The sequence below is a fragment of the Thermococcus chitonophagus genome (assembly GCF_002214605.1).
In the GTDB taxonomy this organism is placed as follows: domain Archaea; phylum Methanobacteriota_B; class Thermococci; order Thermococcales; family Thermococcaceae; genus Pyrococcus; species Pyrococcus chitonophagus.
Genome location: NZ_CP015193.1, coordinates 424,787 through 449,216 on the forward strand (window position 1 = coordinate 424,787; position 24,430 = coordinate 449,216).

29 protein-coding genes are annotated in these 24,430 nt (G+C 44.6%); 10 read left to right on the top strand and 19 right to left on the bottom strand.

All coding sequences use genetic code 11. The features are described from left to right. The first annotated feature begins 85 nt into the window (after nucleotides 1-85). The 4 genes from A3L04_RS02345 (at nucleotide 86) to A3L04_RS02360 (ending at nucleotide 2,910) form a co-directional block, all read left to right on the top strand. Nucleotides 86-574, top strand: a complete 489-nt coding sequence (locus A3L04_RS02345) for an adenosine-specific kinase (RefSeq protein ID WP_068576363.1) — start codon at nucleotides 86-88, stop codon at nucleotides 572-574. 10 nt (nucleotides 575-584) lie between these two features. Next, nucleotides 585-1,139, top strand: a complete 555-nt coding sequence (locus A3L04_RS02350; RefSeq protein ID WP_068576364.1) for an XTP/dITP diphosphatase — start codon at nucleotides 585-587, stop codon at nucleotides 1,137-1,139. 34 nt (nucleotides 1,140-1,173) lie between these two features. After that, nucleotides 1,174-1,626 (top strand): Lrp/AsnC family transcriptional regulator, encoded by a 453-nt coding sequence (locus tag A3L04_RS02355; RefSeq protein ID WP_068576366.1) that lies wholly within the window; start codon nucleotides 1,174-1,176, stop codon nucleotides 1,624-1,626. Between the two features lie 93 nt (nucleotides 1,627-1,719). Then, entirely contained in the window at nucleotides 1,720-2,910 is a 1,191-nt protein-coding gene (locus tag A3L04_RS02360; protein ID WP_068576368.1) for a class I SAM-dependent rRNA methyltransferase, read from the top strand. Here A3L04_RS02360 and A3L04_RS02365 read toward each other — a convergent pair. The 10 genes from A3L04_RS02365 to A3L04_RS02410 all read right to left on the bottom strand — a co-directional run bounded on the left by A3L04_RS02365 (nucleotide 2,907) and on the right by A3L04_RS02410 (nucleotide 8,398). Continuing rightward, nucleotides 2,907-3,356, bottom strand: a complete 450-nt coding sequence (locus A3L04_RS02365) for a universal stress protein (protein WP_068579450.1) — start codon at nucleotides 3,354-3,356, stop codon at nucleotides 2,907-2,909. The genes A3L04_RS02360 and A3L04_RS02365 overlap by 4 nt on opposite strands. Nucleotides 3,357-3,366: 10 nt before the next feature. After that, nucleotides 3,367-4,626 (bottom strand): ArsB/NhaD family transporter, encoded by a 1,260-nt coding sequence (locus A3L04_RS02370; protein WP_068576370.1) that lies wholly within the window; start codon nucleotides 4,624-4,626, stop codon nucleotides 3,367-3,369. Nucleotides 4,627-4,638: 12 nt separating this feature from the next. After that, nucleotides 4,639-5,205, bottom strand: coding sequence for a universal stress protein (locus A3L04_RS02375; protein ID WP_231963841.1), 567 nt, complete (start codon nucleotides 5,203-5,205; stop codon nucleotides 4,639-4,641). Then, a complete protein-coding gene (locus A3L04_RS02380) occupies nucleotides 5,193-5,345 on the bottom strand; it encodes a 30S ribosomal protein S27ae (protein WP_014733531.1) in 153 nt (50 codons plus the stop codon). Before A3L04_RS02380 ends, A3L04_RS02375 begins: the two co-directional genes overlap by 13 nt. A gap of 1 nt (nucleotide 5,346) precedes the next feature. Beyond that, nucleotides 5,347-5,646, bottom strand: coding sequence for a 30S ribosomal protein S24e (locus tag A3L04_RS02385; RefSeq protein WP_068576372.1), 300 nt, complete (start codon nucleotides 5,644-5,646; stop codon nucleotides 5,347-5,349). Next, on the bottom strand, nucleotides 5,636-6,163 hold the full coding sequence (locus A3L04_RS02390; protein ID WP_394326726.1) for a GTP-dependent dephospho-CoA kinase: 528 nt from the start codon (nucleotides 6,161-6,163) through the stop codon (nucleotides 5,636-5,638). Before A3L04_RS02390 ends, A3L04_RS02385 begins: the two co-directional genes overlap by 11 nt. Then, nucleotides 6,163-6,348, bottom strand: a complete 186-nt coding sequence (gene spt4 / locus A3L04_RS02395) for a transcription elongation factor subunit Spt4 (protein ID WP_068576376.1) — start codon at nucleotides 6,346-6,348, stop codon at nucleotides 6,163-6,165. The genes A3L04_RS02390 and spt4 overlap by 1 nt, the downstream gene beginning before the upstream one ends. Further along, a complete protein-coding gene (locus A3L04_RS02400) occupies nucleotides 6,345-6,911 on the bottom strand; it encodes a DNA-directed RNA polymerase (RefSeq protein ID WP_068576379.1) in 567 nt (188 codons plus the stop codon). Before A3L04_RS02400 ends, spt4 begins: the two co-directional genes overlap by 4 nt. A gap of 37 nt (nucleotides 6,912-6,948) precedes the next feature. After that, nucleotides 6,949-7,485 carry an inorganic diphosphatase gene (locus tag A3L04_RS02405; RefSeq protein WP_068576380.1) on the bottom strand — a complete coding sequence of 179 codons (537 nt, stop codon included), beginning with the start codon at nucleotides 7,483-7,485 and terminating at the stop codon, nucleotides 6,949-6,951. Between the two features lie 67 nt (nucleotides 7,486-7,552). Further along, nucleotides 7,553-8,398, bottom strand: a complete 846-nt coding sequence (locus A3L04_RS02410) for a deoxyribonuclease IV (RefSeq protein ID WP_068576382.1) — start codon at nucleotides 8,396-8,398, stop codon at nucleotides 7,553-7,555. Nucleotides 8,399-8,492: 94 nt separating this feature from the next. Between A3L04_RS02410 and A3L04_RS02415 the strand changes: the two genes are divergently transcribed. Further along, nucleotides 8,493-8,801: an MTH1187 family thiamine-binding protein gene (locus A3L04_RS02415; protein ID WP_068576384.1), complete on the top strand. Its 309-nt coding sequence runs from the start codon at nucleotides 8,493-8,495 to the stop codon at nucleotides 8,799-8,801. A 132-nt stretch (nucleotides 8,802-8,933) separates the two neighbouring features. Next, nucleotides 8,934-10,049 carry a DUF373 family protein gene (locus A3L04_RS02420; RefSeq protein ID WP_068576387.1) on the top strand — a complete coding sequence of 372 codons (1,116 nt, stop codon included), beginning with the start codon at nucleotides 8,934-8,936 and terminating at the stop codon, nucleotides 10,047-10,049. Here A3L04_RS02420 and A3L04_RS02425 read toward each other — a convergent pair. Further along, nucleotides 10,024-12,738, bottom strand: a complete 2,715-nt coding sequence (locus tag A3L04_RS02425; protein WP_068576389.1) for a COG1361 S-layer family protein — start codon at nucleotides 12,736-12,738, stop codon at nucleotides 10,024-10,026. The two genes, A3L04_RS02420 and A3L04_RS02425, sit on opposite strands and share 26 nt — an antisense overlap. Continuing rightward, on the bottom strand, nucleotides 12,735-14,972 hold the full coding sequence (locus A3L04_RS02430) for a hydrophobe/amphiphile efflux-3 (HAE3) family transporter (RefSeq protein WP_068576391.1): 2,238 nt from the start codon (nucleotides 14,970-14,972) through the stop codon (nucleotides 12,735-12,737). Before A3L04_RS02430 ends, A3L04_RS02425 begins: the two co-directional genes overlap by 4 nt. Nucleotides 14,973-15,047: 75 nt before the next feature. Here A3L04_RS02430 and A3L04_RS02435 point away from each other — a divergent pair, with 75 nt between their 5' ends. Beyond that, nucleotides 15,048-15,560: a GbsR/MarR family transcriptional regulator gene (locus A3L04_RS02435; protein WP_068576393.1), complete on the top strand. Its 513-nt coding sequence runs from the start codon at nucleotides 15,048-15,050 to the stop codon at nucleotides 15,558-15,560. Here the strand turns inward: A3L04_RS02435 and A3L04_RS11375 are convergent. The 4 genes from A3L04_RS11375 to hisS all read right to left on the bottom strand — a co-directional run bounded on the left by A3L04_RS11375 (nucleotide 15,546) and on the right by hisS (nucleotide 17,913). Beyond that, on the bottom strand, nucleotides 15,546-16,094 hold the full coding sequence (locus A3L04_RS11375; protein ID WP_084448846.1) for an ATP-binding protein: 549 nt from the start codon (nucleotides 16,092-16,094) through the stop codon (nucleotides 15,546-15,548). The genes A3L04_RS02435 and A3L04_RS11375 overlap by 15 nt on opposite strands. After that, a complete protein-coding gene (locus A3L04_RS11380) occupies nucleotides 16,063-16,410 on the bottom strand; it encodes a P-loop NTPase family protein (RefSeq protein ID WP_157895681.1) in 348 nt (115 codons plus the stop codon). The genes A3L04_RS11375 and A3L04_RS11380 overlap by 32 nt, the downstream gene beginning before the upstream one ends. Next, nucleotides 16,362-16,523: an ATP-binding protein gene (locus A3L04_RS11440; protein WP_084448848.1), complete on the bottom strand. Its 162-nt coding sequence runs from the start codon at nucleotides 16,521-16,523 to the stop codon at nucleotides 16,362-16,364. The genes A3L04_RS11380 and A3L04_RS11440 overlap by 49 nt, the downstream gene beginning before the upstream one ends. Before the next feature lie 94 nt (nucleotides 16,524-16,617). Next, a complete protein-coding gene (gene hisS, locus A3L04_RS02455) occupies nucleotides 16,618-17,913 on the bottom strand; it encodes a histidine--tRNA ligase (protein WP_068576394.1) in 1,296 nt (431 codons plus the stop codon). A gap of 110 nt (nucleotides 17,914-18,023) precedes the next feature. Here hisS and A3L04_RS02460 point away from each other — a divergent pair, with 110 nt between their 5' ends. Continuing rightward, nucleotides 18,024-19,211 carry a glycine C-acetyltransferase gene (locus A3L04_RS02460; protein WP_068576395.1) on the top strand — a complete coding sequence of 396 codons (1,188 nt, stop codon included), beginning with the start codon at nucleotides 18,024-18,026 and terminating at the stop codon, nucleotides 19,209-19,211. 1 nt (nucleotide 19,212) lies between these two features. Here A3L04_RS02460 and A3L04_RS02465 read toward each other — a convergent pair whose 3' ends face one another. Genes A3L04_RS02465 through rimI form a run of 3 tightly spaced genes read right to left on the bottom strand, consistent with a single transcriptional unit; the run spans nucleotide 19,213 to nucleotide 21,026 of the window. Beyond that, entirely contained in the window at nucleotides 19,213-19,983 is a 771-nt protein-coding gene (locus A3L04_RS02465) for a hypothetical protein (protein WP_068576398.1), read from the bottom strand. Between the two features lie 15 nt (nucleotides 19,984-19,998). After that, nucleotides 19,999-20,511 carry a tRNA-intron lyase gene (endA, locus tag A3L04_RS02470; protein ID WP_068576404.1) on the bottom strand — a complete coding sequence of 171 codons (513 nt, stop codon included), beginning with the start codon at nucleotides 20,509-20,511 and terminating at the stop codon, nucleotides 19,999-20,001. Further along, nucleotides 20,508-21,026, bottom strand: coding sequence for a ribosomal protein S18-alanine N-acetyltransferase (rimI, locus tag A3L04_RS02475; RefSeq protein WP_068576406.1), 519 nt, complete (start codon nucleotides 21,024-21,026; stop codon nucleotides 20,508-20,510). Before rimI ends, endA begins: the two co-directional genes overlap by 4 nt. Before the next feature lie 139 nt (nucleotides 21,027-21,165). Between rimI and A3L04_RS02480 the strand changes: the two genes are divergently transcribed. Both A3L04_RS02480 and alaS read left to right on the top strand, forming a co-directional pair. Next, nucleotides 21,166-21,444 (top strand): hypothetical protein, encoded by a 279-nt coding sequence (locus A3L04_RS02480; RefSeq protein ID WP_068576408.1) that lies wholly within the window; start codon nucleotides 21,166-21,168, stop codon nucleotides 21,442-21,444. A 33-nt stretch (nucleotides 21,445-21,477) separates the two neighbouring features. Continuing rightward, nucleotides 21,478-24,216 carry an alanine--tRNA ligase gene (gene alaS / locus A3L04_RS02485; protein ID WP_068576410.1) on the top strand — a complete coding sequence of 913 codons (2,739 nt, stop codon included), beginning with the start codon at nucleotides 21,478-21,480 and terminating at the stop codon, nucleotides 24,214-24,216. Nucleotides 24,217-24,430: the final 214 nt, after the last annotated feature.

A 24,430-nucleotide genomic window follows, 5' to 3' on the forward strand; every position in this document is an offset into this window, starting at 1 on the left:
TAAAAACGATTGTGGTTTCTACATTGTGGATGCAGGTATAGAATAATTTTTTAGTTCAATACCTAAAACCACTTGGTGGTGCTAGATGGTAAGGATTGAAGTAATCGATATAGAGAAGCCGGAAGGTGTTGAGGTAATAATAGGCCAAGGTAACTTCTCTATATTTACCGTGGACGATCTGGCCAGGGCTCTTTTAACGACTGTTCCTGGAATAAAGTTTGGGATTGCAATGAATGAGGCAAAGCCTCAACTTACGAGGTATACAGGCAATGACCCTGAGCTTGAGAAGTTAGCTGCAAAGAACGCCCTTAAGATAGGTGCTGGCCACGTTTTCGTGATACTGATGAAGAATGCTTATCCAATAAATGTCCTCAACACGATAAAGAACCACCCTGCGGTAGCAATGGTATATGGAGCTAGTGAAAATCCATTCCAAGTGATAGTGGCCGAGACGGAACTTGGGAGAGCTGTTTTGGGTGTGGTTGACGGTAAAGCAGCGAACAAGATAGAGACGGAGGAGCAGAAGAAGGAGAGGAGAGAACTAGTAGAGAAGATAGGTTATAAAATAGACTGAGGTTCTTTCCATGAAAATATTTTTTATAACTTCAAACCCAGGTAAAGTCAAGGAAGCAAGCTCCCTACTCAAACCCCTTGGCATTGAGGTGGAGCAACTTAAATTTCCTTATCCTGAAATTCAGGCTGATTCTCTAGAAGAGGTTGTTGAATTCGGGATTAGGTGGCTAAAAGATAAAGTCTCCAAGCCGTTTTTTATAGAAGATTCAGGCCTTTTTATAGAAGCCCTAGAAGGATTTCCAGGAGTATATTCAGCTTATGTGTACAGGACTATAGGCCTAGATGGAATATTAAAGCTCATGGAAGGGATAGAAAATAGAAGAGCGTATTTCAAGAGCGTAATTGGGTACTATGATGGGAAAGTTCATATATTCGTAGGGAAGGTTTATGGAAAAATATCTCATGAAAAGAAGGGTACTCAAGGGTTTGGGTACGATCCAATATTCGTTCCCGATGGTTACGATAAGACCTTTGCCGAAATGACAACAGAAGAAAAAAATGCTATCTCTCATAGGGGAAAAGCTTTAAAGGAATTTCATAGATGGTTAAAAGAAAATCTTAAATAATGAACATGCGTCAATAACTTGAAAGGTGGTGATAATGGCTGAAATCTTAGACAAGGTTGATAGGAGGTTGCTTGAGGAGCTTAAAAATAACGCAAGGGAAAATATTGCAACGTTAAGCAAAAAATTAGGAATCCCCAGGACAACAGTTCATTACAGGATAAAGAGGTTGGTTGAAGAGGGTATAATCGAGAAGTTTACCATAAAGCCAAACTATAAAAAGCTAAACCTCGGTACTACAGCATTCATTCTGATTAGATATGATCCCGATTCTGGATTAACTCAGAGAGAAGTTGCCGAGCAGATAGCTAAAATCCCAGGGGTTTATGAGGTTCACATCATAGCGGGTGAGTGGGATCTTCTCCTAAAGGTAAGAGCATCTAATGCTGAAGAGGTTGGTAAGATAGTTATAGACAGGCTCAGAGAGATAAAGGGAGTCGGACAGACGGTAACGATGGTCTCATTCGTCACCGTTAAAGAAGAAATTTAAGGCGATGATCGTCGTTCTCCTTGCTGATTGATGATGACGCGAGGTTAGGTGAGCCTTTTAAATCCTCTTTTCTATTCCACATTGGGGGTTGAGATGGCAAGGGTTGTAGTTGATGCTCAAGCAGCGAGAGCGATAGGTAAAGGTGCAATGATAGTATTCAAGAAGGGAGTGGTGAGAGTAGAGGGCGAGATAAAGCCTGGTGATATAGTTGAGGTTTACACGAGAGGTGGGAAGTTTCTGGGGAAAGGCTTTGCTAACCCTCACTCCAATATAATGGTGAGGATAGTCACGAAGGAAAAGGATGTTGAGATAAACAAGGATCTCTTCAGGGAGAGGATAAGGAAGGCAAACGAGTACAGGAAGAAGGTTCTCAGGTACACCAACGTCTACAGAATGGTTTATGGAGAGGCTGACTATCTGCCCGGTCTCATAGTTGACAGGTTCAATGACATAGCCTCCTTACAAATATCGAGTGCTGGAATGGAGAGGTTCAAGCTCGACGTTGCCGAGGCTATAATGGAAGTCGAGCCCGAAATAGAAACCGTGTTCGAGAAGAACACGGGGAGGAGCAGGAGAAGGGAGGGCCTGCCCGAGATCGAAAGGGTTCTCCTGGGAAAGGAGAAGTACAGGACTATAATAGAGGAAGGTAGGGCAAAGTTCATAGTTGATATGCGCGGTCAGAAAACCGGCTTCTTCCTTGACCAGAGAGAAAACAGGTTAGCGTTAGAAAAGTGGGTGAGACCCGGAGACAGAGTTCTCGACGTTTTCACGTACACAGGAGGATTCGCAATTCACGCCGCTATAGCTGGGGCGGAGGAAGTTATAGCTATAGACAAGTCTCCGAGGGCCATAGAAACCGCTAAAGAAAACGCAAAGCTGAATGGAGTTGAAGATAGGATGAAGTTTATCGTGGGGAGCGCCTTTGAGGAGATGGAGAAGCTCCAAAAGAAAGGGGAGAAGTTTGACGTAGTAATACTTGACCCTCCGGCCTTTGTCCAGCATGAGAAGGATCTGAAGGCTGGCTTAAGGGCCTACTTTAACGTTAACTTCGCGGGACTGAACCTTGTTAAGGATGGGGGAATTCTTGTAACGTGCTCATGCTCCCAGCACGTTGATCTACAGATGTTCAAAGATATGATAATTGCCGCAGGGGCAAAGGCCGGAAAGTTCCTTAAGATGCTTGAGCCTTACAGGACTCAAGCTCCAGACCATCCCATCCTGATGGCATCCAAAGATACCGAGTACCTCAAATGTCTGTTCCTGTATGTTGAAAACATGCGCTAGCGAACTATCATGACGGGAATCCTTATCTGACCAACGACATCTTCGAGCAATGACCCTATCCTCGTCTTTCCACTCTTTCCATAAGCCCCCATCACGACCATGTCGTAGTTTCCAGAGTTAGCCTCCTCAAGGATTTTGTCTTTTGCATGGCCTTCCACTATCTTAAAAGAGCAGTTTATTCCCTCCCTCTGGCCTATCTCAAGGAGCGTTGTTATTACCTCCTTGACGCTCTTCTTCATGTCCTTCCATATTGTTTCCTCGAACTCTTTTATTTTCTCTAGGCTCTCGCTTCTCATGCTCAGGTGAAATGCTAGGGCTTTTGCCTCTCTTCTATCAAGGACCGAAAACAGAGTTACCTTCCCATTCTTCCTTTTCGCGACTGAGAACGCATACAGCGCAGCCTTCTGACTCCACTTACTTCCATCTACGAGTACGAGGATCTTCATGCTCATATTATCACCCGTACCTCGCTATAAGGATTAAAGAGCCAGCTCCAACTGTTATCAGCATTATTATCATACCGACCTTAAGGAAGTCCTTAAATGTTATCCTTATTCCCTCCCTGTAAGCTATACCCAAGACGACTATGTTGGCACTCGCCCCTATCGCCGTCCCATTTCCACCGAGGCACGCTCCTAGGCTTAATGCCCACCAGAGTGGATAGGTGTCTAGGGTAGATCCCATGCTTTTTATCAAGGGAATCATAGTCGCCGTGAAGGGTATGTTGTCAATTACAGCGCTTAAGAAGGCGGAAAGCCAAGAAATCAAGAGGATGGCTTGGGTTTCCGAGTGGATCTGATGGACTATCCACTCTCCGACTTGGGCTATAAATCCAGTTTCCTCAAGGGAGCCAACTATTATAAAGAGGCCTCCAAAGAAGAAGAGGGTTGCCCATTCAACTTTCTCTAGGGCTTTTTCTGGAGCTTCTCCACTCCACAGTAAAAGAAGAGATGCCCCTGATAACGCGATTACCGCCGGTTCAACTCCTATTGTATCGTGAAGGAAAAACGATAGCATTACGAGGCAGATAACTACTATCGATTTTCTGAACAGCTTTCTGTCCCTTATAGCATCCTCCTCCCGAAGGTTAAGTATCGCCAAAGAGACCTCTGCCTTCTTCAGCTCTCCCCGGTACATAAGGTAGATAATTCCAATCATAAGGATAAGATCTACGGTAGCTATCGGCGTCATGTTTTTTATGAACTCGTTAAAGCTGAGCTTTGCGGCCGATCCTATCATTATGTTTGGTGGATCTCCAATCAGGGTTGCCGTGCCACCTATATTTGAGGCGAATATCTCCGCGAGGAGGTATGGGACTGGGTTAACTCTCATTTGTCTGGTTATATAGAGGAGCATTGGAGTGAGGAGGAGAACCGTTGTAACGTTATCAAGAAAAGCACTTACAAGGGCCGTGACAATAGAAAAGAAGAGAAGAACTTTCATTGGATCACCTTTTGATAGTTTTGCTGTTTTTATTGCAATATACTCAAACAGGCCACTTTCCCTACTGACGTTAACTACGACCATCATTCCAGCAAGTAGGAGTATCGTGTTTAAGTCAAGGTAGTGGGGAACCCTCTCCCATGGAACTATCCCTACAAGGAGAACTATTGAAGCGCCAAACATTGCCGCTACAGTCCTGTGGATTTTCTCGCTTATTATCGCGATATATACAGCAATAAATACCCCAAGCGCAATTAATTCTTGTGGAGTCATTGGTTTAACCTCCTAATAAAGCAATACAGGGATCTTAACGTTCTGGAGAATTCTAAGAACGACAGGACTTACGGGGTGCGTTTTTGTTGTTTCAGCTCCATAGTGCCTTGAGATTATAACGACATCAAAATCATTAGCTATCTCCTCGATTATTTCTGCCTTGTTGCCGGTTTTTAACTGGGATTTCACTGTGAAACTATCTGAAGGTAGTGTTGCCTCAACTTTTTCAAGTGTCTTGTGTCCCTTCTCGAGTTCCCTCTTTCTAAACAGTTCTGCTTCATTTTCTCCAATGGTCTCTCTAATAAGCCTGCAAACTTCCCCGTCTATTATATAAAGTAACAAAATCGTTGATCCTGGGTATGAGGTTAAGTATTCAATGACGGTGTTTGTGGGAGATTCGGAATACCTGTCAAGTGGAATTAGGATCTTTTCGATTTTAGGTATTGTAAACTCCTCTTCAGTTAGAAGAAACTCTCTATAAGCCCTAACTATTTCTTCGTATCTGGGGGCTATATTCTTGAACTTTCTAAGAATTATATTGGAGAAAAGGCCCAATGGGGCCACCTTCACTTCTTCCACTCAGTGTAACCGCACTTTCCGCAGGCCCACCTATCGCCGTGATCTGCCATGAACACTCCGGGCCCACACCTAGGACAGAACTTGTTCTTCCTTATGACTTTCCCGTCCTTAACTATGTAGAGCTTCCACTTCTGTCCCATTTCACTCACCCTCCTTCTTCTCTATTATCCCATCCCTCACGAGGATGTACTCGGGCTCTATATAGAGCATCCTGTCCTTGTCGTAATAGTACTTTGCATAGCCTTTTGACTTGTAGCTTCCGAAGTAGCTCCTTATGTACTGGATCACAGTCGTTTCAGGGTTCAAATCAAGCATGGCAACAAGCTTGCCCTTCACGTCTTTTCTGCTTGGTGTGGGTTCTCCTGGGTGGTAAATTTCGAAATATATCTCCTTCCTTCCGATAAGCTTATTCTCCCTGACTTCAGTTATTCTAATCTCCATTCCTCACCACCTCCATCCTTCTCATTATCTCCGCGCACCTGCGTTTGCATTCACGTGTTACCTTTATAAGCACTATGCCTTCTCGGGGCTGACCGTATATTATCGTTGCACCATAGGGAGCGTAGAGGACTGCGGGGATTGTGGCGAGATCTTCCTCGCCGTTAACTATTATATGAACATTCTTTCCTCTGTTGACGAGTTCATACCCTTTCTTAACGCTTCGGAGGAGAGGGATAGTAATGACCCCAGGAGGATTTTTAACGGTCAAAATTATGGCATTAGTATCTATTTTTGGTTTATACTCTCTTCTCTCAGTTTTGTGATCATATATGGCAAGATTGGGTAAAACTCCGACCTTTAGAATATTTTCAGTAACGACATCTCCCACCGTAACAAGGGGGTGTGAGATTGAGTCTTTTATTTTTAAATATGGTTTGGGTATCTCGCCTTCTATCAACTTACCCATGGGCTTTTTTAATTCGTACCTTAGTTTCTCAGGAAGTCTAAAAACTATCATCAGCGCACCCTTATTGCGTATTTTCCTGGGACCTTTGCGCCTATTCTCTTGGCTATTTCACTGTTCTCGACGTCTACTATTATCACTAGGTCGAACCATTCCTCGCTTAAATCCCTACTACCGCAGACAGGACATCTGTCCTCAGTAGTTATGTAGTGGCAGTTTCGGCAGGCTTTTTCGCTCACTTCTTACCCTCCTTCTCTTTTCTCTTTTCCTTTTCTATCCACTCGAACTTTCCTAGCCCAGGTTGTCTCATCGTTAAGCCTATTCTGTTCTCTCTAATTATTCTGCTCTTTGGACTGACGGCGATTATTCTTGCTCTAACTTCATCTCCGAGCTTGAGAAGGTACTTCTTCTCTTTTCCTACGAATTGTTTGTTTCTTTCATCGTAAACCACGTAATCATCCATGAGCTGGCTTATGTGGACTAGGCCATCCATTGGTCCTATCCTTATGAACGCTCCGAAGGGAACTACATCAACGACGGTTCCCTCAACGACCTCATGAAGTCTTGGTTCCCAAACGAGAACGTCAAAAACTACCTCGTGATACGTTGCCCCGTCTCCGGGAACTATTATCCCATCACCAACTTCCTTTACTTCTACTATTGAAAGTATGACTCCTTCATCCCTGTCATACTTACCCTCGTAGGTGTCCCTAAGAACAATCATAGCTGCCTCCTTTGGATCCATTGTAAACATCCTGGGAGGAATTCTAACAACGTCCTTAACCGTAACTATCTTGTACATTTTTCATCCTCCAAACAAAAATTTTAAGGGAAGAAAATCACTCCTTCTTTCCGAATTTTTCTTTGTACATCTCAATTGCCCTTAGGATTTCCCTTTTTGCAGCCTCTGCTCCTTCCCATCCCTCGACGATGATTTCCTTGCCTTGGAGCTCCTTGTATCTCTTGAAGAAGTGTGCAATCTCATCTAGGAACGCCTTTGGAACGTCGTCGATGTCTTTCCAGTCCTTGAAGTATGGGTCCTCAACTGGAACAGCTAGAACTTTGTAGTCCTTGTCTCCACTATCAATCATCTTGAACAATCCAATAGGCCTTGCCTCTATGATCGTTAGTGGGTATGTTGGTTCTCTCATTATGACCATTATGTCAAATGGATCGTCGTCATCGTACCATGTTTGGGGTATTATTCCGTAGTCTACTGGGTAGAAGAATGGGCTGTAGAGGACTCTGTCAAGCTTTAGGAGTCCTGTCTTCTTATCAAGCTCGTACTTGTTCCTGCTTCCCTTTGGTATCTCTATTAAAGCATAGACAACCTCTGGAACGTCTGGTCCGGGCTCAAGGTCGTGGAACGGGTTCATTCACACTCCCCCCTATTCGGATTTTCTTCGGGAGAAATCTCGTGGGGTTAGTGGCTGACAAATACTTTTAAACTTTTAGCTCCTCCCACTTCTTCTTCATTAAAATTGCGTCACCCTCGATGTTCGGACTTTCACTAATTACCACTCCTTTAACGTTGAACTCCTTCAGAATCCTCAGGAGATCCTCCCACTTAAGATCACTCTCCTGCAAGTTAATGTGCCTCTTCTCGCCCTTCTCCCCATATTCAATTCCGCTTATGTGAATATGCATGTTCTTCAAAGCCTCCCTTCCGAGCTCGTTCTCTATTAAAGTTAGCATCTCCCTCCATTCTTCCTCAGAATTGCATCTTCCTCTATTTCTAGCATGGGCGTGGGCAAAATCTATTGCTGGTAGAACCATGTCGACTTCTTGGCTCAACTTTATCAGTTCTCTAAGATCTCCAAATTGCGTGGGCTTACCTGTCAGTTCTGGCCTTATCCAGACCTTTATTCCTCTAGATTTCAACTCCTCAACTATATCCTCTAATGCAGATCTTATATTCTTGTAAACCTGTTCCGAAGGTTGCTTTAGATAATAACCAGCGTGAAAAACTAAACTCCAACCCCCGGCTTCATAAAGTCTTTCGGCACTTTGAATTATCCTTCTTTTGCTCGCCTCAACTTTTCCTTTTTCCTTAGCGTTAAGATTTATGTAGTAAGGAGCGTGAGCAGTTAAAACTACATCAAGTTTCTTGGCGACATGCTTAATCTTTTTAGCTAACTCCGGCTTTATGTTTATACCCCTCACGAATTCAAGCTCCATGGCATCAAGTCCTAACTGTCTTACCTGCTCAATTCCAGTTATCGTTGAGGGTTTTGGGGTCGAAAGGGGTATTCCAGCGGTTCCGAACCTCAATCTGTCGATTTTGAACATTTCACATCCCCTAAAAATTAGGTTCGTCTAAAATTTAAAGATTTGGAGCACAATTTTTAAATCAATAGGGTGGTAAATAACTTGGGGAAGTCAAATGACGGTAATAATAGAGTTCTCATTGATTCCCCTTGGTGAGGTCAGCGTAAGTAAGTATATAGCCCAGGCTATTAAACTGCTTGAAGAGAAAGGAGTGAAGTATCAGCTAACGCCGATGGGAACAATAATCGAGGTTGACGACCTCAAGGACGGCCTGGAAGTCGTAAGAGAGGCACATGAGCTCATGTTTAAGCTGGGCATTAAGAGGGTAGTTACGTACATAAAGATAGATGACAGAAGAGACAAGGAGAGACACATGGAGGATAAAGTTAAAGCGGTTATGGAGAAGCTGACCTCCTCCCCTTAGTGGTGCTCAAGAGCATCCTTCATACAGTCTTCACTGGGTAGGTGGCGTGGTCGAATTAAAGAGCATTTAAAAACCTATAAAAACTTCCTTTCCCTAAAGGTTGGGATTTCCAGCCCGTAAAGAGGTGAGGAAATGAGGGTTTTAGTTTTGGCTATAGATAGGGACGATGATTTTGGGGTAAAGGCTGGTGTTAAGGGGCCAGTTATTGGAAGGGATAAATGCTTAGATGCTGCAGTAAAGCTTAGTTTGGCTGATCCTGAGGATAGTGATGCTAATACTCTATTTGCTGCTGTAAAGCTGTATGACGAGCTCAAGCAAAGCGGGGATTTCGAGGATGTTGAAGTTGCCTTGATTACGGGCCATCACAACGTGGGAGTTAAGAGCGACATGGAGCTCAGCAGGCAGCTAGATGAGGTTTTGAAGGTGTTTCCAGCTGATGGCGTTATTCCCGTAACAGACGGTGCCGAGGACGAGCAGATCTTTCCAATTATAACTTCAAAAGTCCCGATAGTGAGTACGAGGAGGGTAGTCGTGAAGCAGAGCCCAGGGATAGAAACAACATGGTACATAATTGTGAGATACCTAAAGGAGATCATGAACGATCCTGAGGTTTCGAAAGTTGTTTTAGGGATTCCTGGGCTTATAGTTCTCCTTTATGGTATAGCTAAACTAATATCATTGAAATATCCGCCAAGTGCTCAGATAGTCTCTTCTGCTGTTAGTGGAGTTGTGATGCTGATAGTTGGAGGCTACTTCTTTATAAAGGGCGTTAAACTAAGACCCCTTGAGCTAATAAGCAGGGGATTTATAACGTTCATAGGCTTGGTCACGGGCCTAATAGTTATTTTAGGTGGTGCAATAAGGGTTTACCTGATGCTTGAGAGCATATCTGAGGAGATGATAGGAGGAATTCCAAGTAGTGACCTTATAGCATTCTTAATCTATCTAAATGCCATAAACTCATATGTAATACTTGGAATTGCTATAATATTGCTCAGTAAGACAATCCAAGAGTATCTCAGGCGTGATCCACATATATGGTATTACGCTACTGGAATAATAATGCTCCCGGCGTTTTGGAAGGTTATAGATTTGATAACAAAGTACTCAAATCCTCTCATAATCCGAAAGACACCTGAAGAAGACATCCTGTTAGGCCTCGTTTTTATAGCAATTGACCTCGTTGTAAGCGTTTTGGCCGGAATAAAATTGCGAGAAAAAGTCAGAAGCTGGAGTTCCTCCTCTTGAGATAGATCGCTATCGTAACAATTATTGCCAATGCTCCTGCCAGAATTGCTAAATTCTTGAGTCTTTCCTTTTCTTCTATGTTTTCCTTCACTGGAATTTTTATTGTGTGTTCGAAAATGTAAACGTTGTCATCCCCTCTATCTCTGTCACCCACAGCTCTAATCCTTATTAGCACATTGTACACTTTTGGTACGGCATCCTTATCGACTGTTAGGGTAATTACGCCCTCTCCAGTTTGATTCGGCTCAAGGGTGCCTATATAATCAGTCCTCTTGACGAGGGTGAAAGGCTGAGATGACCTGACGACTCCTTCGATTACCACGCTCTCAGCTTTTTCCCCTCCAATGTTCTTAACTGTGATGTAAATTTCAACATCCTTACCTTGTACTGGTTCGGGCTTGAATTCAACTTTCTCTATGACAATGTTTGGCTTCTCCTCAATTATTATTGGAATCATGAGTGTTATGTTCTTGAACCTACCGACAGGATCTTTGTACGTGACTAATAGCGGAATCTCATACCTTCCAGGCTTTGCGTTTTTGTCCACGTCTATCTTGAAAGATGCTTGGGCTGAGTCTCCCTGCCTTAAGGTTCCAATGTTTATTATCTGGTCACTCGTCTCACTCAGCTCGAAGGGATATTTGGGTAGTGGTTTTATGAGTATGTACCTTGCTTCACCACTTCCTACGTTTTCAACTGAAAATGACACTTCCACATCTGATGTCCCTGGGAGTATTCTAGCTGGTGATGTGGATATCTTGCTTATCACTATCATTTCAGTGCCGGTAACATCTATTCCAACTATCCTCTCGTCGGAGAATTCTTTGTCATCTGGGGACGATAAGTACGTGAGAGATATCTTTAACGGGTATACATTGTTCTCCAGCCTGTCATTAGCTTTGAGTGTAAATGTTATCTTCACGGTCTGGTTTGGAAGAATTATCCCATCGTACCTGACGTTATCCTCCCCTATTGGCAAAAACGCGGGCATCCTTTCCATTGCCATTTCTCCTATCAACTGGTTTATCGCAGATTGCAGGTTTTCAGATAGTTGTTTGCTTTGTGGTATTGGAAGTGAGGAAAGCTGGGATAAATCTACTTTCTGAATCTCCCTCTTCACTAGAACCTCAACTGGGATTATCTTTACCCTCAGCCCCTTTGCGTATCCTTCACCAACGTTCTTCAGCGTTAGTGTCATTTTAAACGTCATTCCGGGCTCTATCTTTTCGGGATTAAGTGTTACGTTTTCGATTTCTATAAAGGCTGCCCTTTCTCTTATGACTGTCGTTGAGAACACGAATTCTTGGGTCATTTGCTTATTGCTGTTTCCGGAATAGTATGTCAGTTTGAGCTTAAATGTGTATGTTCCCGTCTTTGCATCTTCATTCACGTGAACCTTGAACTCTTGGGTAGTGTACCATCCAGGATCGACGAACCTCACGTAGAAAAGATTTGAAGAGCGTGGTAAAAAGACATCTTTACCGAGTTCTCCGATTATAAACTCTCCTTTTACATCTTTTGCCGTATCTGCGCCTTCATTTTTTAGTGTCACCTCTATAGTGAAATCTTCACCTGGATGAACTACCTTCGGAATTTCCTGCTTTACGATTGAAAATGCTGCCTCATAATCCTTGGAGATTGTCACGGCAGCTGAGTCATACAGGACCCTCTGCTCCATAGTGTCGCCTTGGGTATAGGCAAAGTAAACAACCGTCAAATACAGGGGATAATCACCAGGCCTTGCATTCTCGTTGGCCTTGTACAGGAACGTAACTACTTTGTCTTCCCCAGGCTCTATATAGTCGACGTATTTCATAGTTGTTTCTACCGGGTAAAGGCTTCCCTGGGCAACCCCAGTTTGCGAAAGTGTCTGTGGAATTATCGAGGCAACACTGCTTTGCTGCTCCTCGCTACTTGTTCTTTCCGGCAAAACTGGAGTTGGAGATAGGATTACCGTAATGAATCTCACTTTTCTTGATCCAATGTTCTTCAAATGAACATGAACTTCGAATATTTGGCCCGGGACTATTGGCCCTTTGACTTCAATTCTTGAAAGGAGTAGTCCTTGTATCATTGAAGCTCTCCACTGAACTGGTCCACTTATACTAACCTTTGCACCGTTAGGGTATACAGAAAGTGCTGTAATGTAAATGTAGTTGTGTTTATATTCAATCTTTATCGTTTCATTTGCTCCAATTGGTTGTGCATTGGGGACATAGTAGGGTTTTGCGATATCTTCTAGTTTTATTCCAAGTTCTGGATGCTCTTTAATAGTTTCAACAATTGCATTCCAAACTTCTTCCTCTGGAGCTTGTGAGAGCCAATTTAGGAATTCTGCATATTGGACAGGGTTATTTGGATCATACCCAAGGGTCTCTGCCATGGCCCTTAAAAATGTCGGATCTGAGAGGAGTTGTCTGACTTTTTCTTCATCTGGAACGTATATCTTGGTTAGATTAGGACCAATAGGGTTCATGTATTCATCTAGAACTATGAATATTGCTTTCCATTCTCCGTGAGCCATGTCATAAACAACATCCTTTAATATTATCGTTAGGGGTCCAACTAGTAAATAGTCTCCCTTGTTCATATAACCTTCATACAGTAACTCTGGACCTTGTGCAAGAGATGGTGTAACGAATGAAGACAGTAAGGCTAAAATGAGTATAATAGCTCCAACTCTTCTCATTCTCTCACCTCCTTAAGCTTTCTTCCGAACTCCAGTTGCAATATTGCTGGAGTTACGAGGTAAGCCGAAAACATTGATGCAAATATACCAACCGCAAGAACCCTACCAAAATCGTGTATAGCTGTGAGTTGAGCGGTAAGTAATGCTAAGAAACCTCCTGCAGTCGTCAACGCGCCAACTAAAATGCCAGGACCAACGCTCTCCATCGCGGTTATTATGGGAGTTTTATTTCCTTCTCTAAGCTCTTCTAGGAACCTGTGGGTGATGTGCATGCCGTAATCAACTCCGAGACCAACTATCATTGATACAACACCGGCTAAAGTCTGAGAAAATGGAATTCCAGCGAGTCCCATGTACCCTATCGTCCATAAAGCTCCCAGGAACATCGGCATTATCATAGCCGTTGCGATGGTGGGTTTTCTGAATATGAGAAACACGACAAGAACGACTATGAGCGTTCCGATAGTCGATATCTTCCCAAGCTCCTCGTTAACTAGATTGTTGAGGACGTAATTCAAGTACGCATCTCCGGCAAGCTCAACTTTAGTTCCGGGCGGGAAGTCTGCCTGTTTTATTTGTTGCTCGAAGTACTCCATTATTCTGTTAAATTCGCTCTGCGTAACTCCCATAAAGTTGCCTTTGAACTTTATTATCGTCATGGAGTAGTCCGAGGAAACAAGAGACGAATCCTTAAGTGCTTCACTTATCTCCTCCTTGTCCTGGGGTATGTAGCCGTACTTTTGTAGCACTTCATCAGCTATGCTTTCGGCGGAAAAAACGTTGTTCATGTAAGAGTCCGCCTTGACCTCTCTTTCGAACCTGAGAATGGCCCTAACGAGCGTTGGATCCCTAACATCGTCAGCTTTTATAAGAACGTAAACCTCGTCCTGACCTCCAAACTCTGACCTTATGTCAAGTAGAGCCTTTATCTCTGGAAGATCCATTGGAATCATCTTCTCGAGCCTGACCTCCGTCGTTACTTTTGTCAATCCGTAAAATGAAACTCCTGAAATTACCAGGGCTATCAGTAAAGCGGCCCAGGGGAACCTCTTAATCCACGCCCCCCATTTGCCAAAGATAAAGGCTATCTTCCCTTCACCGCCACCTATTGATATTATCTCTTCTTTCTTCAAAACCACCCTCCTGAAGTCCTCTTCCAATATCGCTAGGGCAGGGGTTACTATTACAGCGTTCAGGGCCGTAAGGCCAAGCCCCATGACTAGGGTTATGCTGAGCCTCCTGAGGGAGGGAAGAGTTGAGATTGACAACGCAAGGAATCCGGCGATAGTAGTAAGTGCAGCACCTAAAAGCGCCTTTCCCGTTTCGGCTATAGCTTCCTCTGCAGCGACTTCTGGAGGTTCACCTTTGGCTCTCTCCTCGTAGTACCTGTTCGTAACGTGGACACCGTAATCAATACCCATACCTATAATCATAGCCCCAATCGTGCTCGTTGCTATATCCAATGGAATTCCGAGGAGACCCATAAAGCCCAAGGTCATGACCACACCGAACACTAATGGAATTAAAGGAACGAGCATTCTAATCGGGGATTTATAGAAGTACAGTAGAATGAGAATGACTATTACCCCAGCAACGGCCATCGTCCTGTTCATGTCGTTTTGTAGCATTTCGAGAACCTTGTACGTTATCCCGAGGTCTCCTGTAAGGACTACATCCACTCCCTGGGGGAAGTTCGACCTCTTTATGTCGCTCTCTATATCGTTGTAGACCCTGACTAGGGCCTTCTGGTTTCTTTCCCTGTTCATGTTGACTATTATTATCGTTGAAGAATAGTCTTCGCTGATTAGTCCCTTTCTCGCTTTTTCGGGAAGAACGCTGAGAACGAAGTTCACTTCTTCCTTATTCTTTGGAAGCCTCCCCAGGATCTGAACGCACAGGTCGGCAATGCTGAAAGTATCCGTAACGTACTCCCTCTGCTTCAGCCTCTGCTCCAGGTTATACATCGCCTGTATTACCCTGGGATCCCTTATGTCGGAAACTTCCTCGGTGGACTTTATCTTCACGTATATGAGAGCGGAGCCTCCCGTGCCGAACTCATTCTGAAGGGTGAAATAGCTTTTAACGGCCTCTAAATCTTCAGGGAGTTGCTTAGAAAGATCACTCTCAAACCTAAGCTGAGTTAACCCATAAGCTGACAGGATTAGGAGGAACAACGTTATTATCGCGAGCGAGTGCCTGTATACCACTATTACCCTCGCTATCTTCCTCAGCATATTAACCACCGAACTTTCGGAAATTTCCGAAAGTTTTATAATTTCAAAAATTTAAAAACATTGTGGTGGTCACTTATGGGCATTGAAGAGGCTAAGAAGATAATCATGGAGACATTTGCAAACACCGCGAGGAGGTTGGGCCAGAGCGAGCTCATAGGCTACATTTACGGTGCCCTTTTCTTGTCCGATAGGCCCCTCAGCTTGGGTGAAATAGCCGAGATAACGGGTTACTCACTCTCACACGTTAGCTCTGCCATGAAGGTTCTTGAGGGAGTTGGCTTAGTTCAGAGGATAAAAAAGCCCGGAGATAGGAAGGCGTACTTCGTTGCAATGAAGAACTTTGGGGAGTGGAGGAGCTCTGCATTCTATGAGAACATCCTTAGGGACATCGAGGAGACAAGGGATAACCTCCTGAGGGCTTTAAATGAAATTACCGAAGATACAGAGGAGGCCCAAAAGATAAAGGAAAAGATACAGATGGCCTTAAAGCGGAACGAAGTTGCTAAAAGGTTACTCCTCACCATAATGAAGTTCAGATCTGAGGAGGAAATACTTGAAACCCTAGAGAGATGCCTAAAGAAGGGATGAGGCCTTCCTTATTGCATTCAACTCTAGCCTTCCTTGGGGCCTTAATAAACCAGTTAGTGGGTCATAGAAGAGGATATTTGTCCTTATTAAGGTCTTTGTTGGCTCGTCAATCTCAAGAACTTCAATTTTCTCGTTCTCCCTGAATTCTTTAAGGACATCTAAGGTTCTTTTGTCCTTCTTGATAAGCCTTAAAACTTCCGTGGTCCTTAGCCTTAAAATTCCTTCACACCATTTTTGAAGCTTATTCCTATGGCTTTTGGCCTGAATTAAGTAACCGGGCTTCCCTCCGAAGTAGCTGTACAGGAGCTCCCCTTCTTCTTCGGTAAATCCGAGTTCCCTCATGAATCTCATGGCGGTATCCCTGTCGAAATCATCAATGAAAATGTAGTTGGCCCTGCCCTGTAGCGTCGTTTCTCCATAAACGCGCTCTACGAACAGGCTGTCTGACGTGACTACAAAAACATGGGAGAGGTGAGTTTCTTTGGTTAAGGCTATGAAAAGGTTAAACAGCTCGTATAAAGCTGGCCCATTGATCTTTTAAATCTCCAATCTTTTGCAGTTCATCCACTATTAAGACTGGAGTGCGTTCCTGGGATTTCAGATCATTAAACAGCCTGAGCAAGTACTTAAACAGGTCGTCAGCACCCTTTAGTTCCTTGATAACGTCCTCTGGAACTGGAATACCTGTGAGAATCGGAGTTAGCTTTGTTATTTCCTGGATTATGTCCATTTTTGACCTTCTTATGTCCATAAATACCTCGACCAAATCCGAATAACTCCTTATGGAGTGCCATCTTAAGTTTATGTAGAAAACTGGAAAATTTGCTGGGAGCTTATTCGCAACTTCCAACATGAGGGCAGTTTCCTGCTGTTTATAGGGCCATAAACGAAGTTGACCATGTTTGGCTCGTTTTCGATGATCTTTGTTATCTTTTCAATCTCACTCTCCCTATTAAAGAACATTCAAAACACCCTCAAGCGAAAGAAAAGAAAGGTCAGCCAGGAATCCGGTCATCACCGCTCAGCATCGATGGCGCTCATCACACTAATAACTCGGTCAGTTCCTTAAAAACCTTTTAACCTCACCGACAACTTCTTCGACTTTTACCTCTCTCTGCTCTCCGCTCTCCATATCTCTAATCGTTACAACTCCCCTCTCCAAGTCCTTCCTACCCACGATTATCGTTGCCTTGGCCTTAATCCTATTTGCATAGTCCAAGGCCTTTCTCAGCTTCCTTCCCATGAGCTCTACCTCAGCCTTAATCCCTTCCCTTCTGAGCCTTGAGGCTATTGATATTGCCTCCCTCTTTGTGTCTCCCACTGGAACAACGTATACGTCCGGTGAGAGATCTATCTCTGGAATCAGTCCCTTCCACTCTAGAATCGGGATTAGTCTTTCAATCCCTATCGCGAAGCCAGTTGCTGGAGTGGGCCTCCCACCAAAGACCTCAATTAAGTTGTCGTACCTCCCTCCCCCGCCAATGGAGCCTATCCCAAGATCGTTAGGGGCTATCGCCTCAAAGACAACGCTCGTGTAGTAGTCAAATCCCCTCGCGATTCCCAAGTCAATCATGACCCAGGATGAAACTTCATAGGCATCTAGGAGATCAACTAGTTCATACAATCTTTTTATTTCTTCCTTAGCCTTTTCGCTCTTAAACAGCTCTTCGGCCTTGGGTAGAACTTCGCTAGGCTTGCCCTTTATCTCCACCAGCGACAGCACCTTTTCAACCCCTGCATCGTCAAGTCCGAACTTCTTGAGTTCTCCTATAAATTCCTCCTGGGTTAGCTTGTCCTTCTTGTCTATTATCCTCATTAGGCCTATATCATCCTTAACTCCAAGCATCTTTGCAAACTCGTCAAGAAGAACCCTGTCCCCAATGTTCACCGTAAAGTCCTTCAAGCCAACGGAGAGGTAGCTCTCAACGAAGAGGGAAATAACCTCAGCATCTGCCTCAACTTTGTCGCTCCCTATGAGCTCAACTCCAGCCTGCCAGAACTCTCTATATCTACCGCTTTGGGGCTCTTCGTAGCGGAACATGTTTGCTATGTAGTACCACTTTATTGGCTTGGGGGCATTCTGAAACTGATTGACGTAAAGTCTAGCAACGCTCGATGTCATGTCCGGCCTTAGAGAGACATCTCTTCCTCCCTTATCCTTGAACGCGTACAGTTGCTTCACTACTTCCTCTCCACTCCTAAGCTCGAACAATTTAGTGTACTCCATTACCGGCGTTAGAATTTCCTTAAAGTTGTACCTCTCGAAAACCTCCCTTATCCTCTCGAACACCCACCTTCTCTTCGCCATCTCTTCCGGGAGGAAATCCCTCGTTCCCTTTACCCTCTCTATCATCTTTATCTCCCCTTGCCTCTATCCAAACCTAAATAAAAACCTTCTGAAAACTGTAATTTGTCCGAAAACTTTTATATGCATGAAATATAAAATATTGGCCGGTGGTTCTTATGGGTAAGCTTGACTGGATTAAGGAAGAACTTGAAGAACTAAAGAAGAAGGGGCTTTACGTAACTATTAGAGTTGTTCAAAGCGCCCAGGGCCCATGGATCGTTGTGAACGGGAAGAGAGTTTTGAACATGTGTTCAAACAACTATCTTGGCTTAGCTGCACATCCAAAGATTAAGGAAGCAGCGATAAGGGCCATCCTTGATTATGGAGTTGGTGCTGGTGCAGTCAGAACAATAGCAGGAACCATGGAGCTCCACGTTGAGCTTGAAGAAAAGTTGGCAAAGTTCAAGAAGAGAGAAGCTGCAATTCTCTTCCAGAGCGGTTACAACGCAAACCTTGGAGCAATTAGCGCCCTCCTTAGGAAGGGAGAGGATGGAGTGTTCTTAAGTGAAGAACTAAACCACGCGAGCATTATCGACGGAATGAGGCTCAGCGGTGCTCCTAAGGTTATCTACAAGCACCTTGACATGGAAGATTTGAAGAAGAAGCTTGAGGAAAACAAGGACAAAAAGAAGAAGATAATTGTCACGGATGGAGTGTTCTCAATGGACGGTGACCTCGCTCCACTCCCAGAAATCGTTGAATTAGCTGAGCAGTACGATGCAATAGTTTACGTTGACGACGCTCACGGTGAGGGTGTCCTGGGAGATCACGGAAGGGGTATAGTTGATCACTTCAAGCTCCACGATAAGGTAGACTTCGAGATGGGTACGCTGAGCAAGGCCTTTGGAGTCATCGGAGGTTACGTTGCGGGGCCTGAGGAGGCCATCGAATACCTCAAGCAGAGGGCAAGACCCTTCCTGTTCTCAAGTGCAATGAATCCACCGGACGTTGCAGCTGCAATTGCTGCAGTTGAGATACTTCAGAAGAGCGATGAGCTCGTTAAGAAGCTCTGGGACAACACGCACTACCTCCAGAAGGGACTTAGGGATCTCGGCTACGACTTGGGTAACACCAAGCACCCGATAACTCCGGTAATGCTCTACGATGAGAAGTTGGCCCAGGAATTCTCAAGGAGGCTGTTCGAAGAGTACAACATCTTTGCTCAAGCCATAGTTTATCCAACCGTTCCTCTTGGAACTGCAAGGATAAGGCTTGAACCTTCAGCGGCTCACTCAAAGGAGGATCTGAAGCTTGTAATTGATGCCTTTGAGGACTTAGGAAAGAAGACTGGCTTTTTGAAGTGATTTATCTCTTTTCTTTTCTACATATAGCTCTCACAAAAGTCATTTCGGGGACTGAGAGTGGATATTCTCTTCCATTGACTTCCAAGATGACCTTTGGTTTGAACACTAAGCCATCAATTTCCCTATCTATCTGGATATAAATGACCAATGTTCCCTTAGCGTGAGGTAAAAGTACTCTTGACAAATTTACGGGCTCTTGGGGGACGTCAAATATACTCTCATTTGAGAATCCGAAGCTGAGAATCTTAACTCCTTGAACTGGGAATATGACTCCTTTGAGCTTGATCGTTTCATTTGTAGGATTTACGACTTCAACTCCATAATATGTTGTGTAAGTCCCATTAATATATAGAGTTATCGAAGTCGTTGCGTTTTTTGTAATTTTAAGCGGATAGCTACTCCCGAACTCTACTTTTACGTTGACTCTAGCTAAATATACCTTGCTAGAGCCTTCAGGGAGAGCAAATAACAAACCCTTAATGTCCCCACTCGGTTTAATGACAACTTCTCCTTCAATCTCTCCCATTTCTATATCAGCATCTTTTGGAACGAGAACCTTTTTCACGCCCCCAAATTTTAAAAGTACTTGTTCAGAACCATTGAGACACCACAAAACCCTGAGCTTAACTTTTTCATCTGGAGTTACGTATGCGTAACCCAAAATTATAGATGGATGCAACTGAGAATTCTCATGAGGATATTTCAAGCTTGGAAGGAAGTAAGTTAATGCCAATAAGGCTAAAATCAGAGTTACAACTATTACCTTCCTCATACGTAGTCACCATACTCAAAACTTCGTCCACTCAACTTTGTAATAAACGACATCATTGTCCTCATCAACTATTGCCATGACCATGCTCTTCCTTACTCCGTGAGCCACTCTAGCCCTTGCGGTGATATCGTTAGGAGAAAGCTTCTGATTCTCTCTCACAACCCATATAAGCCAATCAGAATGCTCCGCATTCTTCCTATAAACCCTGAAGTGGGAGCCAAACTTTAATGCGGATTTAACTATGTATCCCCTGTCCCTAAGGTCCTTGTAGACGAGATACTTAATGTCAAAATCTTCATCTTTTCTCCTTCCAAGCTCAACTAGATCTTGGAAGCTCAACTCTCTACTTCCATCGAGAACCTTTATCCAGCCCCTCTCCGTTAGGTAGGCTGCCTCAATTAAGGAAAGAAAAAGCTTATTTCCCTTGAGCTCTCCATATCCCCTGTTATGGTAAAGCTGATTGATGGCCTTTTCTCTCTCACTGTAAGCTCTGTCCCCGCTCAGGAAGAACTCTATGACTTTCTTCATGCCATCCTCACCCTTTCCCAATCTTCCGGCTTTAGGATCATGTAGTATGCATCTTCCCCGTCCGAATAGTAGCTTATGATTCTCTTGACAATCTTGAACCCGAGCTTTTTGTAGAGGTTTATCGCCCTCTCATTGCTAACCCTGACCTCGAGCCCTATCCACCTTGCTCCTCTTTTAAAGAGTCTTTCTATAACGGCTATCATTAGGGCCTTCCCGATTCCATTTCCCCGGTAGTCTGGGTGAACGGCTATGCTCATTATGTGCCCTTCCATATCTGGCTTGAGGTATCCCATAACGTACCCCACAACTTGGCCATTGTATTCGGCAACGAGAAATGTTTCCGAGTTGGCCTCCATAAACGTCATGAAGAGCCCGCGGGGATACTTTTCCCTAAATGACAGGTGTTCTATCTTCATTATATAGGGAAGGTCAAACAGCCTAGCCTTTCTAATTGTCACGAGAGATATGGGTATCTTCCTTCGCACGTTTCCTTCTGGTTGGGCTATATCTTCCATGTTTGAAACTACTACTCAAGGGTTTTTAAGCCTCCCCACAGGGGACTAAAACTATTTATACAGAGAAGGCGATCTATAGATGAAGTGATGAGTCTGGAGCCCCCTGATTGGATGATGAGCAGTTCGCGGAGCTGATATCATGATAAAAAGAAGACTGTGCAAGGAGTATCTGGAGGAAATTGAGAGGTTGGAGAGGTCAATTAGGGAGCTCGAAGATAGGATAATAGAGCTGAACACCCAGCTCAGAATGAAGAGCGAGGAGGTAACCTCCCTCGCCATTGAAAACGGAAACCTGAGGTACAAGCTCGAAAAGCTGGAGAAGAGGTACAACCAGCTAATTGAGCTCCTGAAGAAGATGAAAATCCCCTTCATCATAATCGATGAAGACGAGTTCGAAAAAGATCAAGAAAATATTTAACCCCTCCCTGCCTTGAAGTTTCAGGGGTGTGAAATGGAGCTAGTTATGAAAACGAGAATGTTTGAGGAAGAGGGATGGATAAGGAAGAAGTGTAAGGTCTGTGGGAAGCCCTTCTGGACTCTTGACCCTGACAGAGAGACCTGTGGTGATCCTCCCTGTGACGAGTATCAGTTCATAGGGAAGCCAGGAATTCCAAAGAAGTACACGCTGGACGAGATGAGGGAAAAGTTTCTGAGCTTCTTTGAGAAAAAGGGCCACGGGAGGGTGAAGCGCTACCCAGTGCTGCCGAGGTGGAGAGATGACGTTTTATTAGTCGGAGCTTCAATCATGGACTTCCAGCCCTGGGTTATCAGCGGTGAGGCAGATCCCCCGGCTAATCCACTAACAATCTCTCAGCCCTCCATAAGATTCACTGATATAGACAACGTAGGAATTACCGGCAGGCACTTCACGATCTTTGAGATGATGGCTCATCATGCATTCAACTACCCAGGGAAGCCTATTTACTGGATGGACGAGACTGTTGAGTTGGCTTTCGAGTTCTTCACAAAGGAGCTTAAGATGAAGCCTGAGGACATAACATTTAAGGAGAACCCCTGGGCCGGTGGAGGAAACGCTGGGCCTGCCTTTGAGGTGCTCTACCGTGGCCTTGAGGTTGCCACGTTGGTTTTCATGCAGTACAAGAAGGCCCCTGAGAACGCTCCACCTGACCAAGTAGTGGAGATAAAGGGAGAGAAGTACGTCCCAATGGAAACCAAGGTCGTCGATACTGGTTATGGGCTTGAGCGTTTGGTGTGGATGAGCCAGGGGACTCCTACGGCTTACGATGCTGTCCTGGGGTATGTAATTGAGCCCCTCAAGAAGATGGCTGGCATAGAGAGAATTGATGAGAGAATTCTCATGGAGAACTCTCGTCTGGCTGGGATGTTTGACATAGAGGACATGGGTGATCTGAGGTACTTGAGGGAGCAGGTTGCCAAGCGCGTAGGGATAAGCGTGGAAGAGCTCGAGAGAATGATAAGGCCCTACGAGCTTATTTACGCGATAGCTGACCACACCAAGGCCTTAACCTTCATGCTTGCAGATGGTGTAATTCCGTCGAATGTAAAGGCCGGCTACCTTGCTCGTCTTTTAATAAGAAAGAGCATAAGGCATCTGAGAGAACTTGGCCTTGAAGTTCCTCTTGCCGAGATCGTGGCCATGCACATAAAGGAGCTCCACAAGACGTTCCCAGAGTTCAAGGAAATGGAGGACATAATTCTCGAGATGATAGAGCTCGAGGAGAAGAAGTATGCTGAAACGCTGAGAAGGGGCTCAGACCTAGTGAAGAGGGAGATAAGCAAACTGAAGAAAAAAGGCATAAAGGAGATACCCCTTGAAAAGCTCATAACGTTTTACGAGAGCCATGGCCTAACCCCAGAGATAGTCAAGGAAATTGCGGAGAAGGAAGGAGTAGAGGTCAAGATCCCCGACAACTTCTACAGCCTCGTCGCCAAGGAGGCCGAGAAAACTAAAGAGGAAAAAGAAGAGGAAGTCGTCGACTTCGAGCTCGTTAAGGACATCCCAGATACGAGAACCCTGTATTATGAAGATCCCTTCATAAAGGAGTTTGAAGCTACCGTTCTAAGGGTGATAGATGACTGGGTGATACTTGATCAGACGGCGTTTTATCCGGAGGGAGGAGGACAGCCCTACGACACCGGCGTTCTCATAGTTGATGGGGAGGAAGTTAAGGTAACGAACGTTCAGAAGGTTGGCAAAGTTATCCTCCACAAGGTAGAGAACCCAGGAAAGTTCAAGGAAGGAGTAAAGGTCAAAGGCAGGATAGACTGGGACAGGAGAATACAGCACATGAGGCACCACACGGGAACTCACGTCCTCATGGGTGCCTTGGTTAGGGTCTTAGGAAAGCACGTCTGGCAGGCTGGGAGTCAATTAACGACGGACTGGGCCAGGCTTGACATAAGCCACTACAAGAGGATAAGCGAGGAGGAGTTGAAGAAAATCGAGGAGCTGGCCAACAGGGTAGTCATGGAGAACAGGAAGGTCACTTGGGAGTGGTTGCCCAGGACCGAGGCCGAGCAGAGGTATGGCTTCCGCCTTTATCAGGGTGGAGTTGTCCCAGGGAGAGAGATCAGGGTCGTTAAGATAGAGGACTGGGATGTTCAAGCCTGTGGTGGAACCCACCTGCCTTATACGGGCTTAGTTGGTCCAATAAAGATACTGAGGACTGAGAGGATACAGGATGGAGTCGAGAGAATAATCTTCGCCTGCGGTGAGGCAGCTGTAAAAGAGTGGCAGAAGGAAAGGGATCTACTCAAGAAGGCCAGCCAGATCTTAAGGGTTCCACCAGAAAAGGTTCCCGAGACTGCTGAGAGGTTCTTCAACGAGTGGAAGGAAGCGAGGAAGGAGGTCGAGAAGCTCAGGAAGGAACTCGCAAAGTTGCTGGTGTACGAGCTTGAGAATAAGGTTGAAAAAGTCAATGATATCGAGTTCATAGGGGCCATAGTGGAGGGAACAATGAACGACCTTAGGGAAGCTGCCAACAGGCTTAGGAAGGACAACAGGGTTGTGGTGTTGATAAGCACGGAAGGACACTTTGTAGTCGCGGTTGGTAATGCACTTGACCTTAAGGCTGGAGATCTTGCAAAGGTCATTACCTCTACAGCGGGCGGTGGAGGCGGCGGAAGGAAGGAGTTGGCCCAGGGTAAGATAAAAGACCTAGGAAAAGCCAAGGAAGCAATTGAGGAGGTCAAGAAATGGCTAATTTAACTATAGCTTTTTAATTTTAAATCTCTTGCTGATCCCTTTTTAGAAATGTTAAGGTTTCGGATAAATATTTTGGACCATCTTAATAATTTTCTTAATAGTCTCCTCTATAAAGTCGGCATATGTAGGAATTACTACAAATGTATATATAACCAAAGAAAGTTCTATAAATGGGATATAGTTAGGGCCAGGAAGCTGGTTATTTTTCTTATAGCTC